The organism is Arthrobacter sp. G.S.26 (assembly GCF_050847375.1).
Classification (GTDB): Bacteria; Actinomycetota; Actinomycetes; order Actinomycetales; family Micrococcaceae; genus Arthrobacter.
Genome location: NZ_CP193752.1, coordinates 2,582,456 through 2,595,443 on the forward strand (window position 1 = coordinate 2,582,456; position 12,988 = coordinate 2,595,443).

Below are 12,988 nucleotides of genomic sequence, written 5' to 3' on the forward strand. Positions count from 1 at the left end.
TTCACCCCGCGGTCAGTTCAATGTCCAGGCCAAGGTCCAGGGCCGCCACCGTGTGGGTCAGGGCGCCGATGGAGATGACGTCCACACCGGTGGCGGCGATGTCCGCTACGGTGGCCAGGTTCACGTTGCCGCTGGCTTCAACACGGGCCCGGCCGGCCACCAGCGTCACGCCTGCGTGCAGATCCTCCACCGTGAAGTTATCCAGCATGATGGTGTCCACCCCGGCCGCAAGTACGGGATCGATCTGGTCCATGCTGTCCACCTCCACCTCGAAGTGGGTGGTGTGCCCCAGCTGCGCTCTGGCCGCCAACAGCAGGCCGGTGAGCCGGGCGGGGTCTCCCCCGGTCATCACGGCCAGGTGGTTGTCCTTGGCGAGCACTGCATCGGAGAGGCTGTACCGATGGTTGGCCCCGCCGCCGCACCTCACCGCATGGCGTTCGAGGATCCGCAGTCCGGGCGTGGTTTTGCGGGTGTCTGTGATGCGGGCGGAAGTCCCCTCCACAAGGCGAACGAACTCCGCGGTTTTGGTGGCGATCGCGGACATCCGCTGGACCAGGTTGAGGGCCACCCGTTCGGCCAGCAGCACCGAGCGGGCCCGTCCGCTGACCCGCGCGAGGTGCGTTCCGGCGTCGAACGTTTCCCCATCCTGCACCAGGAGCTGCACCTGGGTATCCGGATCAACCAGCAGCATGGCGTCGCGGAACACCGTGGCGCCGCTGAACACCCCGGGCACCCGGGCGTTCAGGACGGCCGTGGCGCGGGCGCCGGCGGGAATGAGCAGCTGGGAGGTGATGTCGCCGGCGGGGGCGTCCTCGGCGAAGGCGCGCTCCAGGATGTCGCGGACGGGGGCCTGCGGGAGGGTGGCTGTTGAATCAGTCATGGACAAGGCTCGCTTTCGGGCGCCGGCTGACGGCGGTGGGGGAATGGTCGACGTCGGTGCTGTCGCTGCGGTAGTGCGCGCCCACCGAGGCGCGCCGCGAGATGGCGCCGGCCACCAGGAGTTGCGCTGCCAGCAGCAGGTTGGCGTCCTCGTGGCTGCGGGGATCAGCGTCCGCGGGGACTTTCAGGGGTTGCACCGCAGCGGCCCAGGCGGCCAGGAGCGTGCCTGCCTCAGCCAGCAGCTGTCCGTTCCGCAGCACGCCGGCTTTGGCGGTCATCAGCCGCCGCAGCGCTTCCCGGGAAAACGGCTCGCCTGCAGCTGCCTGCGGGCCGGGCGACGCTTTGGCGGGTGTGCCGGAGGCCTGCGCCGAAGGAATGGTCCCCGCCGGCGCCCAGGCCGGGCCGGGCGAGAGGAAGGATTCGACGGCGCGGCGGCCAAACACCAGCCCTTCCAGCAGGGAGTTGCTGGCCAGGCGGTTTGCGCCCTGGACGCCGGTGCAGGCAACTTCCCCGGCCGCGTAGAGCCCGGGAAGGCTGGTGCGGGCAGAGAGGTCCGTGGCCACGCCGCCCATCCAGTAGTGCGCGGCGGGCGCCACGGGGACCACGTCCCGGGTCCAGTCAATGCCGGCGTCGAGGGTTTTTTGGGTGAGCGTGGGAAACCGGCGGCGGAGGAACCCTGCGCCCTTGGCCGCTTCGATACCGCGGGCATCCAGGTAGATGTGGCCGTTGGGGTCGCCAAGTTTGGCCAGGTGCAGGGCGATGCTGCGCGAGACCACGTCGCGGGGTGCCAGCTCCGCGTCAGGGTGGTAGGCGCGCATAAAGCGGCGGCCGCTGCCGTCCACCAGGAGTGCGCCTTCGCCACGCACGGCTTCTGAAATGAGCAGCGGATCGCCGCTGCAGCCGGGCCCGCCCGCGCTGCCCGGCTGGACCAGGCAGGTGGGGTGGAACTGGAAGAACTCGAGGTCACTGACAGCTGCCCCGGCGCGGACGGCGAGCGCCAGGCCATCTGCGGTGGCCACGGCGGAGTTGGTGGTCTGGGCGAACAGCTGCCCTGCTCCCCCGGTGGCCAGCAGCACGGCGTCGGCGTCGAGGGTGGCCGGACGTCCGGCCTGGAGGTAGTCCACCCCTGTCACCCTGCCGCCTGCCTGGCGCAGCGCCGTGGCGTGGGCCCCGGCCAGGATGGTCAGCAAGCCCCCGGCTTCCCGGGCGAGGACTTCGCTGATCAGGGCGGCGGCCACCCGGGCTCCCGTGGCGTCCCCGCCGGCGTGCAGGATCCGCGGGGCGCTGTGGGCAGCTTCAAGGCCAAGGGCCGGACCGCCGTCGGACCCCGGATCAAACTCGACGCCGTAGCGTGCCAGCCCGGCAATGTCCTGGCGTGCTTCGCGGCACATCAGTTCCACGGCGGCCCGGTTGCAATGGCCGGCCCCCGCCTGCAGGGTGTCGGCGATGTGCGCTGCCACCGTGTCGCCGGGAGCGGGATGGTTCAGGACGGCCGAGATGCCGCCTTGGGCGTACCAGGTGTTGCTTTGATCCAGCCGGCCCTTGGTCAGCAGCACCACCTCCGCGCCGGCATCGCCCGCCAGCAGTGCCGCGTAGAGCCCGGCGATGCCGCTGCCCAGGATGGCGAGCCGGCGGGCGGCCAGCGGCCGGGCATCGGTGCGGGGCGGGCGGTGCATTATGGCCTGGCCGCGAGCATACGCTCAAGCGCGGTCCGGGCGTTGGCCTGGACGGCATCATCGACGGTGATCCGGTTGACCACGCGCCCTGCCACGAGTTCCTCCAGGACCCAGGCCAGGTAGCCGGGGTGGATCCGGTACATGGTGGAGCAGGGGCAGATCACCGGGTCCAGGCAGAAAATGGTGTGTTGCGGGTATTCGGCAGCCAGCCGGTTCACCATGTTGATTTCCGTTCCGATCGCGAACGTGGTGGGTTCCGTCGCTGCGGCGATGGCTTTTTTGATGAAATCCGTGGATCCGGCGGAATCCGCGGCGTCCACCACTTCCATGGGGCATTCGGGGTGGACAATCACCTGCACCCCGGGGAAGTCCTGCCGGGCCTTTTCGATCTGGCCCACGTTGAAGCGCTTGTGGACGGAGCAGAAACCGTGCCACAGGATGACCCGGGAATCCTGCAACGCCTCGCTGCTGTTGCCGCCCAGGTCCTTGTTCGGATTCCACATGGGCATTTGCTCCAGCGGCACGCCCAGGGCCTTGGCGGTGTTCCTGCCCAGGTGCTGGTCCGGGAAGAAGAGCACCCGCTGTCCACGCGCAAAAGCCCATTCGAGGACGGTCTTCGCGTTTGAGGACGTGCAGACGATGCCGCCGTGTTCGCCACAGAAGGCCTTTAGCGCTGCGGAGGAGTTCATGTAGGTGACGGGGATGACCGGGACCCGGCCGTCGGCGTCGGGCTCGGTGCCGAAGATTTCAGTGAGTTGTTCCCAGCATTCCTCCACCGACCCGGCGTCGGCCATGTCCGCCATGGAGCAGCCGGCGGCGAGGTTGGGCAGGATGACTGCCTGTTCGGGGGTGGAGAGGATGTCCGCTGTTTCGGCCATAAAGTGCACCCCGCAGAAGATGATCGCTTCGGCATCGGGCCTGGTCAGGGCAGCGTTGGCCAACTGGAAGGAATCGCCTACAAAGTCCGCGTACTGGATGACCTCGTCCCGCTGGTAGAAGTGGCCCAGGACCACTGCCCGGTTGCCCAGCGTGGCTTTCGCAGCGAGGATTCGGGTCGCCAGTTCGGCATCGGTGGCCTTTTTGTACTCCTCCGGCAGCTGGCCCTGGCGGGGCGTGGCGGCGGGTGCGGCGTCGGCGCTGGAGGCGCCGGGGCCGTAGGCGGGAATGCCGGCGAGGGCTTCGGCAAGGTCGTAGTCCCAGGGACCTTTGGCGAGGGCCGGGCTGCAGGTGCTGCGCTCTGCGGCGCCGCCCTTTTCAGCTTGTTCGCGCGTGATCAGCTGGATTGCCGTGTTGACGCTGGTCATGGTGTGCTCCTGTTGTCTGGGTCAAGGCCGGGCCGGCCGGTGAAGCGGTAAAGGCGTGGCGGGCGGTGCTTCCCGCCCTGGAGGAATTCCCCGGTTTCTTCGATTTCCGGGGTCGCCTTGAGTTGCCTGCGGAAGTTGCCGGGGTCCAGCTGGCGGTCCAGGACAGCCTCGTAGACTTCCCGGACCTGGGCCAGGGTGAAGTACTCCCCGAGCAGGTGGTAGGCCACTGAGCCGTAGGCGAGCTTGTTCCGCAGCCGCCAGAGCGCGTACTCCACGATGGCGTTGTGGTCGAAGGCCAGCGTGCCCAACCGGTCCGCCCGGAACCACCGGACGTTCTCGGATTCGTCGGCGAGCGCAGCTTCAGTGGGCTGCACCAGTGCCCAGTAGACGATCGAGACAACGCGCTGGGTGGGCGAGCGGTGCAGGCCACCGAAGGCGTACAGCTGCTCGAGGTAGCTGGGGGCCAACCCGGTGGTTTCCCGGAGGTTCCGCGCGGCCGCGTCCTGCAGGGAGTCGACCTGGCTCAAGGGGCCGCCGGGAAGGGCCCACTGGTCCTTGTAGGGTTCCCGGATCCGGCGCACCAGCGGCAGCCACAGCGTGGGCCGGCCGGAACTCTCGCTGGGTCGGAGCGCGAAGATCACCGTGGAAATGGCCAGTGCCGGCGGTGCCGCCTGGCGTTCGGAAACGTTTGCCGAGTTCGAATACATCGCTGCCACCGCCTCCTTCCGGAGCCACCTCATCAGTTAAAGTCAATTTGACTAGAACTAATTCTACGACTCCACGGCCCGAAACCGAAATGTTGCCGGCAGCAGTCCGGCCGGTCATGCAGCAGCCACCACCGGGTTCAGGGTCCGGCCCGGGAAATGGGGGTCCGGCACAAGGACCGGGGAGGCGGGAGGCTTCGGGTGCCCGGCCGTTTCGCCGGACCTCTGTACCCATCGTTTCGCGCCGGCCGGTCCGCCCGGTACGGCCTGCACGGGCTCAGGCGGTAAATTCAAGTGGTCCCACGAGGATCCCCCGAACCCAAGAAGGCAGCCCATGACGGAGAAGCACGCCCCGGCACATCCCCAGCCCCAGCTGGGCCACAGCATGAAGCCCCGCCAGCTCACCATGATGGGACTGGGCAGTGCCATCGGCGCGGGCCTGTTCCTGGGCTCAGGTGCCGGCGTGCAAGCGGCCGGGCCGGCAGTGCTCATCTCGTACCTGGTGGCCGGCACCCTGATCATCCTGGTCATGTGGGCGCTGGGCGAAATGGCTGCCGCCAACCCCAACAGCGGCGCATTCTCGGTCTACGCCGAACGTGCCATGGGAAAGACTGCCGGCGCCACCATCGGCTGGTTGTGGTGGCTGCAGCTGGTGGTGGTTATTGCCGCTGAAGCACTCGGCGCCGCCGGGCTGCTGTTTTCCGTATGGCCGGTGGTTCCTGTCTGGGCTCTCGCACTCCTGTTTATGGTGGTGTTCACGGGCATCAACCTCGCCGGCGTCCGGAACTTCGGCGAGTTCGAGTTCTGGTTCGCCGTCCTCAAGGTGGCCGCCATCATCCTGTTCCTCGGCGTGGGCGCAGCCCTGCTCCTGGGGCTTCTCCCGGACGTGGCCTCGCCGGGCCTGGCCAACCTCACCACTGACTTTGCCCCTGAGGGCCTAGGCGGTGTGGCCGCGGCACTGTTTGTGGTGATTTTTGCTTTCGGCGGGACCGAGATTGTGTCCGTTGCCGCCGCCGAAACCGAAGACCCGGAGCACAGCGTCGGCAAGGCCATCCGCACCGTGGTGTGGCGGATCCTGGTGTTCTACATCGGTTCCGTGCTGGTGATCGCGGCAGTCCTGCCCGCCACCTCCGAGGCGCTCGCCTCCCCGTTTGCGGGGGTCCTGGACGCCGCCCGGATCCCCGGGGCGGCCACCGCCATCACCCTGGTGGCCGTCGTCGCGCTCCTCTCGGCGTTGAATGCCAACCTGTACGGCGCGTCCCGGATGGTGTACTCCCTCGCCGGCCGTGGGGAAGCACCCCGGTTCCTGGCCCGGCTGCGCGGCGCCGGGGTGCCCATGGCGGCCGTGGGCGTGTCGGTGGCGTTTGGTTTCATCGCGACTGTCCTGGAGCTGCTGTTTCCGGAGCGGATCCTGCCGGCCCTGTTCCAACTGGTGGGCTCCACCTGCCTGGTGGTCTGGGGCAGCGCGCTGGTTTCGCAGCTGGTCCTGCGGCGCCGTGCGGACCGGGCCGGCACTCCCCTGCCCCTGCGGATGAAGGGCTTCCCGGGCCTGACCATCCTTGGCCTGGTCCTGCTGGCCGTGATCTTTGCTGTGGGGTTCAGCGCCGAGAGCAGCCGGGTGCAGCTCTTCGGCACGCTGACGCTGATCGCGGGGATCGCTGCGGCCTGCTGGCTGGCCGCCCGGCTCACCGGGGGCGCCCGCCAACCCAACTGACTAGCAGTTGTTGTCGTTTTGGGGGTTCAAAACGACAACAACTGCGAGCTAGTTGGGCGGGGCGGGTGCCAGCTTGCCCGGTTGAAGTCCCTCGCAGCCCTGGCGGTTGAAACCGGTAAATCCGCTGTTGAGCTGCCAAGTCCGCAGCCGGGTAAAGTGGTGCGTACCTTCGGCGGGGCAGGCGGAGGAGGCTCCGAAGCGCAGGGTCCGCCTGAGCGCCGTACTTGATGAGGACTGTAACCATGAGCGGCAGGCACACCGGCAACCAGCACAACCACACGGTAGAGGGCACCGACCCGCAACTTTTTGTCGCTGTCCACGATCCGGCATCGGACGCCGGCCTCAGGCCCGTCCTGCTGATCCACGGTTTCTCGTCCTCCAGCAAGCTGAACTGGGAAGACACCGGTTGGGTGGCTGCGCTGCTGGATGCGGGCCGCCGGGTCATCACCGTGGACCTGCCGGGCCACGGCCGCAGCGGCGCCCCGGAAGACCGAGATTCCTACTCCCCCAGCAGGATCCGCGCGGACCTGCTGCAGGCAGCGTTCGACGCCGGGGCGCGCCCCCTGCAGGACGGGAATCCTTCCAGCGGGCTGGACGTAGTGGGGTATTCGCTGGGCTCCCGGCTCGCCTGGGAATTCGGCGCCACCCAGCCCGAACTGGTGCACCGGCTGGTGCTGGGCGGGCCCAACATGGCCGACCCACTGGCGGAATTCGACCTGGTGGCCGCCCAGGACTTCCTGGCCGACGGCACCCCGATCGCGGATGAGTCCACCGCCAGGCTGCTCCGGATGGCGCAGCTGCTGCCGAGCAACAACATCTTCGCCCTGCTGACCCTGGTGGAAGCCATCAAGGATGAGCCCTACGACCCCGCCGAAGCCGTGCCGCACGTCCCCTTGCTCCTGGTGGCCGGCGAACTGGACGAACGGCTCGGCAGCCTGGCGGGGCTGGCCGATTTGGCCGCCAAGGCCGGAACCAGCGCCGAGCAGCTGGTTCTCCCCGGCAGGAACCACACCAACGCCGTGACCAGCAGGGCCTTCAAGCAGGCGGCCATCGCGTTCCTGGCCGGCTAGCCGCCGGCCGCACACGGGCGCGCGTCCCGGCGGTAGGCTGGGTCCGACGTGGCAAAAGGGCCGGAAGGGACACATGGGAACGCGCTTTGAGGACCGCACCGACGCCGGCCGGCAGCTGGCGTCGGTCCTGACCCAATTCAGGGAACGGCCGGACACCGTGGTGCTGGGCCTGGCCCGGGGCGGGATCCCCGTGGCCGCTGCCGCCGCCCAGGCCCTGTTCCTGCCGTTAGGCGCTGTCCTGGTCCGGAAACTGGGCATCCCGGGGCATCCGGAAACCGCGTACGGGGCGCTGGCCCGGTCCGGCGGACGCACCGTCCGGCTCCTCAACCGGCCGCTGCTGGACCGTGTGCTGGCCCATGGGGTCGGCCGGGAGCAGCTGGAAGCCGTGGAGGCCCAGGAACGCGCCGAACTGCACAGGCGTGCGGCCCGGTACCCGGAATACAGCCTGGACCTGGCGGGAAAAACGGTGCTGCTGGTGGACGACGGGCTGGCTACGGGAGCCACCATGCGTGCTGCCGTCGAGGCGGTCCGGGCCGGCAACGCGGCAGCCGTGGTGGCGGCGGCGCCCGTGGGGTCCGTGGAGGCGGAGACGTCCCTGGAACGGGTCTGCGACGCCGTGCTGTGCCTGCACCTGCCCGGCAAGTTCCGCGCCGTGGGCAGCTTCTACCGGAATTTCGGCCAACTGACGGACGCGGACGCGCTCGGTTTCCTGGCAGCGGCTGCCGATTAACGTCCGACGGCGGGCCGGACCGCCGTGGTCCGGCCCGCCGTCGGGCGCGTGGAAAGGTTCCTAGTGGTGGCCGCCGCTGACGCCCAGCGGGTTGCCCTTGGTCTCCTTGGCGAGCACCACACCAACCACCGAGATGACACAAAGCACCATGATGTAGATGCCGATGGAGCCGGTCCACCCGGTGCTTTGCAGCAGGAATTCGGCGATGGTGGCCGCAAAGGCGCCGCCGAGGATGGCGCCGAAGGCATAGCCGATGGAGATGCCGGAGTACCGGACGTTAGCGGGGAACATTTCGGCATACATGGCCGACATGGGCCCGTAGGAGAGGCCCAGTCCGATGGTGAGGACAAACAGGGCAAGCCCGTAAAGCCAGATGTTTTTGGTGTCGATCAGGGCGAACATGGGGATCATCCACACAAAGATGATCGCGTACCCGGTCACGAACGTCTTCACCCGGCCGATCCGGTCCGAAAGCCAGCCGCCCACCAACGTGAAGATCAGCCAGCCAAAGGACGCCAGCGTGGTGGCCAGCAGGATCTGCGGGGTGGGCATCTTCAGGATGCGGGTGGCGTAGGAGATGAAGAACGCGATCAACAGGTAGCCGGCGGCGTTGTTGCCGATGAAGATCAGCGTGGAGTACAGGACCGGCTTTTTGTGGTTGCGGACCAGCTCGCCCAGGGGCGCCTTGCTTTCCTTCTTCCGCAGGGCCATTTCCTGGAAGACCGGGCTTTCGGCCACGGCGCGTCGGATGAGGTAGCCCACCACAATCAGGACGATGGAGAGCAGGAACGGCAGCCGCCAGCCCCAGGCCGCGAAGTCCTCCTTGGACATTCCGGTGTTGAGGAAGTAGAGCAACCCGGTGGCCAGGATCATGCCCACCGGCACGCCGATCTGGGGGTAGGCGCCGAAGAGGCCGCGCTTATTCAGGGGTGCGTGCTCCACGGCCATCAGTGCGGCACCGCCCCACTCGCCACCGGCCGAGAAGCCCTGGACAACACGGAGCAGGATGAGCAGGACCGGGGCCCAGGCGCCGATCTGGGCGTAGGTGGGCAGCATACCGATCAGGGCCGTGGCGGCCCCCATCATCACCAGCGTGAAGACCAGCATGGCCTTGCGGCCCAGGCGGTCCCCGAGGTGGCCCGCCACCACGGCGCCGAGCGGCCGGAACAGGAAGCTGATGCCGATCAGGGCGAAGGAGAGGATCTGGGCCAGGCCCGGGTTTGATTCGTTCAGCGGTGCCAGGAAGAGCGGGGACAGCAGCGTCGCCGTCAGCTGGGCAAAGATAAAGAAGTCGTACCACTCGATGGTGGTGCCCACCAGGGTGCCGGCAAGGACTTTGCGTTCTTCGTGCCTGCTGCTGGGGCCGGTAAGGGTGTCCACCTGGGAAGGTGTGGTCATTGAAACTCCATTGTTTATTCGGCGGGGATGCCACCGGACGCCTTCATAATTACCGACAGAACGGTCAGTTAGTAAGCAGGGTACTACGAAAATGTGAGTCAGGACACGCAAAGCGGCAAAATTCAACGTTGTTTGGGTGCAGGGACCCTGGCGGGTGGCGTGCCGGCGCCAGCCTGATGGCGAGGCGGCGCAGGCGCCGCCGGGCCGGTCCCCTGGGATCGTGGCGGCCTAGGATGGATGCCATGACTTCCTCCGCTGCAGCACCGGCCGGAGCGGCACCGGCCGCGGCACCCCCGTCGCAGACCCTCTCGCGCGGCATCCGTGCGCTGGAGATCCTGGCTGCCGCCCCCGGCCCCCTGACCATTGCGGAACTGGCGGACGCCATGGCCGTGCACCGCTCCGTGGCGTACCGCATCCTGCGCACCCTCGAGGACCACTCACTGCTGGAGCGGGACAACGCCGGCAAGCTGATGCCGGGACCGGGACTCGCCGTCCTGGCCCGCGGGGTGTCAAGGAACCTGCAGGCAGCAGCAATGCCGGAGCTGACCCACCTCGCCAACACCCTGGACATGACGGCGTTTGTGGCGCTGTGGGACCACCATGACTGCATCACGCTGGTCACGGTGGAGCCCCGGCACGCCGGCGCAACAGTGGCCCAGCACCCCGGAAGCCGGCATCCCATCAATGCCGGCGCGCCGGGCATCGCCATCCAGTCCGCCCTGACCGAAGCCGAATGGGAGCGCCTGGGAACCGGGATCGCCTACCGGCCGGAAGCCGCAGAGGCCCGGCGGCAGGGGTACTCCGCCAGCCATGACGAGGTCATTCCCGGCGTGTCATCACTGGCGGCACCGGTCCGGGTGCCCGGCGGCAGGCCGGCCGCACTCGCCGTGGTTTACATCCGGTCCGAGCACGGCCCTGCAGTTGTAGGCGAAGCGCTCGCGGCCAGTGCGGCCCGGATCGAGGCCCTGCTGGCGTGACCGGGTAAAGCCGGTCCGAGGCTGCACCCGGTCAGGATGCCAACCGCTGCGGCGCGCCGCGGCCGTCGAGTTGGGCGGTGCCACCGGCGGGTGGATTGATCCCGGCCCATACCTCGTCCAGCGAAAGGCCCAGCACGTCAGCGATCGCGGCGATGGTGGGAAAAGCAGGCGTGGCAACCCGGCCGGTCTCGATTTTGCGGAGCGTTTCCGGCGAAACCCGTGCTGCGAGGGCCGTTTCCAGCATGGAACGCTGTCCGCGGGCTCGGCGGAGGAGGGCGCCGAGGCGTTCTCCGCGCTCGACTTCTTCGGGTGTGAGGGGCAACCTGACCATGGCACCAACTATAGTACCGGGATAATATGGCCGGTATAGTTATTGGAAAATGATGCCTGGAGGCACTGCATGATCGAAATCCTGAACCCCGCCGAGCTGACCCGTGCAAAGGTCACCGGGACCCTGGTGGCAGACATCCTGCACACCCTCAAGGCCCGCAGCACGGTGGGCACCAACCTGCTGGACATCGACAGGTGGGCCAAGGCCATGATCCTCGAGGCCGGGGCCACGTCCTGTTACGTGGACTATGCTCCCTCGTTTGGCCGCGGGCCCTTTGGGCACTACATCTGCACTGCCGTGAACGACGCCGTGCTGCACGGGTTGCCTCACAATTACACCCTTGCCGACGGCGATCTGCTGACCCTTGACCTGGCTGTCATCAAGGATGGGGTCGCGGCTGATTCCGCCGTCAGCTTCCTGGTGGGCGCGGCCCGCCCGGCAGCCAGCGTTGCCATGATCAACGCCACGGAGCGCGCCCTGGCAGCCGGGATCGCCGTTGCCCGTCCGGGGGCCCGGATCGGCGATGTGTCCCACGCCATCGGCACGGTCCTCACCAACGCCGGCTACCCGGTCAACACGGAGTTCGGCGGCCACGGCATCGGCTCCACGATGCACCAGGACCCCCATATCGCCAACACCGGCCGGCCCGGACGCGGCTACAAACTGCGTCCGGGCCTGCTGCTGGCGCTTGAGCCCTGGGTCATGGCTGACACTGCCCAACTGGTCACGGACCCGGACGGATGGACCCTGCGCAGCGCCACCGGCTGCCGGACCGCCCACAGTGAGCACACCATTGCCATCACGGCCGACGGAGCCGAGATCCTTACGCTGCCGTCCGCGGCGCGTCAGTAGCGCCCGGGTCTTTCGGGCGGAGTCCGACGGCGGCTGCCGCACCCAGGAGGGCCAGCGCCAAAGCAGCCGCCACGGGGACAATGAAGGCCGCTGCATAACCGCTGGTCTGCGCCAGCTGGCCGCCGATGGAGGAGCCCAGGGCCGTGCCGGCCACGATGCCGCTGGCCAGGGCCGTCATAACGGTGCCCAGTCGCCGGGCCGGGGCCACCATGCCGCCCACGGAGAAGACGGTGACCATCACCGGTCCCACGGGAAGGCCCAGGACCAGCAGGACGGCTACCATGGCGCCGAGGGACGTGGGCAGCAGCAGCAGGACGGCGAGCGCGGCCATGGCGAAGGCAGACACCATCCACCGCAGCGGAAGGCTGAACCGGCGCGGCCAGTAGGCCACCGATAGTGCGGCGGCGGCGGAGCTCAGGCCCATGGCGGCGTACAGCAGGCCGGCCAGCTCCGAGCCGCCGAACCCTGCCGAGAAGGCGCTGAGTGCGGCCTGGGTGGAGCCGAAGAAGGTGCCCATGCAGACCATTGCCACCACCGGCAGGATCACGGCCGGCGGCAGTTTTTTGGCTGCAGGTTCCTGCGCTGCGGAGCCTGATCCTGCGCTGCGGCGGCTGATCGGCACCGAGCGGTGCGTCGGGTGCGAGGCGAACGCCGGGACCAGCGTGATGGTCATGGCCGCGGCGAGGGCAAGCGGCAGCCACGGCGCCAGCAGGCTGGCGAGGATGCCCACCAGGGCAGGCCCCAGGACGAAGGTCACTTCGTCTGCCGTGCTTTCGTACGAGAGTGCCGTGTCAAGGTCGCGGTTGTTATCCGCCGGCACTCCGCGGGAGGCCAGGGCCATCCAGCGGACCCGGGCCAGCGGCCCCACCTGCGGGCAGCTGGCGCCGGCCAGGAACGCCGTCGCCAGGACAAATACGGGGAACCCACCAGCCTCGCCCATGGTGGTGGCGGCGACGATCAGCGACACAACGGCGAGGGTATTGAGGACAGCGGCCACCAGCAGGACAGGGCGTTGGCCGCGCCGGTCTGCCAGCGCACCGAGCATCGGCGCGCCAAGGGCCGAACCGATGCCTACGGCCCCGGCAGCGGTTCCGCCAATGGCGTAGGAGCTGCTGACGGAGGTGACCAGGGTCAGCGTGCCAACCGTGAGCATGGCCAGCGGCAGCCGGGCGAAGAGGCCCAGAGGCAGGAAACTGCGGCCGGCCAGCTGTGGAAGGCGGGCGAAGCGGCCCACCGGGGCAGCGGTGGCGGGGCCGGCCTCAAGGGTGTTGTTGGTTGCAGCGGGAGAAGGTTGTGGCGTCATTTCCGGGCTCGTTTACTCTCTGCGCACCGTCCCTCCTCCCGATGCGCGAA

The 12,988-nt window shown here is 68.5% G+C and carries 12 protein-coding genes; 5 read left to right on the forward strand and 7 right to left on the reverse strand.

Annotated features, from left to right (window positions below):
- Position 1: 1 nt before the first annotated feature.
- The 4 genes from nadC to ACRB8A_RS11785 are packed head-to-tail and all read right to left on the reverse strand — an operon-like array spanning position 2 to position 4,566.
- Positions 2-880: a carboxylating nicotinate-nucleotide diphosphorylase gene (gene nadC, locus ACRB8A_RS11770; RefSeq protein WP_050685506.1), complete on the reverse strand. Its 879-nt coding sequence runs from the start codon at positions 878-880 to the stop codon at positions 2-4.
- Entirely contained in the window at positions 873-2,555 is a 1,683-nt protein-coding gene (gene nadB, locus ACRB8A_RS11775; RefSeq protein WP_432244753.1) for an L-aspartate oxidase, read from the reverse strand. Before nadB ends, nadC begins: the two co-directional genes overlap by 8 nt.
- The gene (nadA, locus tag ACRB8A_RS11780; protein ID WP_056597307.1) at positions 2,555-3,859 is read right to left on the reverse strand and encodes a quinolinate synthase NadA; all 1,305 of its coding nucleotides are present in this window, start codon (positions 3,857-3,859) and stop codon (positions 2,555-2,557) included. Before nadA ends, nadB begins: the two co-directional genes overlap by 1 nt.
- Positions 3,856-4,566 (reverse strand): NUDIX hydrolase, encoded by a 711-nt coding sequence (locus ACRB8A_RS11785; RefSeq protein WP_197273561.1) that lies wholly within the window; start codon positions 4,564-4,566, stop codon positions 3,856-3,858. The genes nadA and ACRB8A_RS11785 overlap by 4 nt, the downstream gene beginning before the upstream one ends.
- Before the next feature lie 331 nt (positions 4,567-4,897).
- Here ACRB8A_RS11785 and ACRB8A_RS11790 point away from each other — a divergent pair, with 331 nt between their 5' ends.
- The 3 genes from ACRB8A_RS11790 to ACRB8A_RS11800 all read left to right on the forward strand — a co-directional run bounded on the left by ACRB8A_RS11790 (position 4,898) and on the right by ACRB8A_RS11800 (position 8,077).
- Positions 4,898-6,277 (forward strand): amino acid permease, encoded by a 1,380-nt coding sequence (locus ACRB8A_RS11790; protein WP_432244754.1) that lies wholly within the window; start codon positions 4,898-4,900, stop codon positions 6,275-6,277.
- A gap of 242 nt (positions 6,278-6,519) precedes the next feature.
- Positions 6,520-7,347, forward strand: a complete 828-nt coding sequence (locus tag ACRB8A_RS11795; RefSeq protein WP_050685511.1) for an alpha/beta fold hydrolase — start codon at positions 6,520-6,522, stop codon at positions 7,345-7,347.
- Between the two features lie 73 nt (positions 7,348-7,420).
- Positions 7,421-8,077, forward strand: a complete 657-nt coding sequence (locus ACRB8A_RS11800; RefSeq protein WP_056597301.1) for a phosphoribosyltransferase — start codon at positions 7,421-7,423, stop codon at positions 8,075-8,077.
- 60 nt (positions 8,078-8,137) lie between these two features.
- Here ACRB8A_RS11800 and ACRB8A_RS11805 read toward each other — a convergent pair whose 3' ends face one another.
- Complete coding sequence (locus tag ACRB8A_RS11805; RefSeq protein WP_050685513.1) at positions 8,138-9,475, reverse strand: MFS transporter; 1,338 nt, start codon at positions 9,473-9,475, stop codon at positions 8,138-8,140.
- Positions 9,476-9,717: 242 nt separating this feature from the next.
- Between ACRB8A_RS11805 and ACRB8A_RS11810 the strand changes: the two genes are divergently transcribed.
- Positions 9,718-10,452 (forward strand): IclR family transcriptional regulator, encoded by a 735-nt coding sequence (locus tag ACRB8A_RS11810; RefSeq protein ID WP_050685514.1) that lies wholly within the window; start codon positions 9,718-9,720, stop codon positions 10,450-10,452.
- Between the two features lie 31 nt (positions 10,453-10,483).
- On the opposite strand, the gene ACRB8A_RS11815 is transcribed toward ACRB8A_RS11810, so the two are convergent.
- Positions 10,484-10,783 carry a helix-turn-helix domain-containing protein gene (locus ACRB8A_RS11815; protein WP_056597296.1) on the reverse strand — a complete coding sequence of 100 codons (300 nt, stop codon included), beginning with the start codon at positions 10,781-10,783 and terminating at the stop codon, positions 10,484-10,486.
- A gap of 69 nt (positions 10,784-10,852) precedes the next feature.
- Here ACRB8A_RS11815 and map point away from each other — a divergent pair, with 69 nt between their 5' ends.
- Positions 10,853-11,635 (forward strand): type I methionyl aminopeptidase, encoded by a 783-nt coding sequence (map, locus tag ACRB8A_RS11820; RefSeq protein WP_432244755.1) that lies wholly within the window; start codon positions 10,853-10,855, stop codon positions 11,633-11,635.
- On the opposite strand, the gene ACRB8A_RS11825 is transcribed toward map, so the two are convergent.
- Positions 11,607-12,938, reverse strand: a complete 1,332-nt coding sequence (locus ACRB8A_RS11825; protein WP_432244756.1) for an MFS transporter — start codon at positions 12,936-12,938, stop codon at positions 11,607-11,609. The genes map and ACRB8A_RS11825 overlap by 29 nt on opposite strands.
- Positions 12,939-12,988 lie beyond the last annotated feature (50 nt).

Bases quoted from the DNA above. Each gene is read 5' to 3' on its own strand.
- ACRB8A_RS11795 (WP_050685511.1), top strand. From the start codon at position 6,520: ATGAGCGGCAGGCACACCGGCAACCAGCACAACCACACGGTAGAGGGC.
- nadC (WP_050685506.1), bottom strand. From the start codon at position 880: ATGACTGATTCAACAGCCACCCTCCCGCAGGCCCCCGTCCGCGACATC.
- ACRB8A_RS11825 (WP_432244756.1), bottom strand. From the start codon at position 12,938: ATGACGCCACAACCTTCTCCCGCTGCAACCAACAACACCCTTGAGGCC.
- nadB (WP_432244753.1), bottom strand. From the start codon at position 2,555: ATGCACCGCCCGCCCCGCACCGATGCCCGGCCGCTGGCCGCCCGCCGG.
- ACRB8A_RS11785 (WP_197273561.1), bottom strand. From the start codon at position 4,566: ATGTATTCGAACTCGGCAAACGTTTCCGAACGCCAGGCGGCACCGCCG.
- map (WP_432244755.1), top strand. From the start codon at position 10,853: ATGATCGAAATCCTGAACCCCGCCGAGCTGACCCGTGCAAAGGTCACC.
- ACRB8A_RS11810 (WP_050685514.1), top strand. From the start codon at position 9,718: ATGACTTCCTCCGCTGCAGCACCGGCCGGAGCGGCACCGGCCGCGGCA.
- nadA (WP_056597307.1), bottom strand. From the start codon at position 3,859: ATGACCAGCGTCAACACGGCAATCCAGCTGATCACGCGCGAACAAGCT.
- ACRB8A_RS11805 (WP_050685513.1), bottom strand. From the start codon at position 9,475: ATGACCACACCTTCCCAGGTGGACACCCTTACCGGCCCCAGCAGCAGG.
- ACRB8A_RS11800 (WP_056597301.1), top strand. From the start codon at position 7,421: ATGGGAACGCGCTTTGAGGACCGCACCGACGCCGGCCGGCAGCTGGCG.
- ACRB8A_RS11815 (WP_056597296.1), bottom strand. From the start codon at position 10,783: ATGGTCAGGTTGCCCCTCACACCCGAAGAAGTCGAGCGCGGAGAACGC.
- ACRB8A_RS11790 (WP_432244754.1), top strand. From the start codon at position 4,898: ATGACGGAGAAGCACGCCCCGGCACATCCCCAGCCCCAGCTGGGCCAC.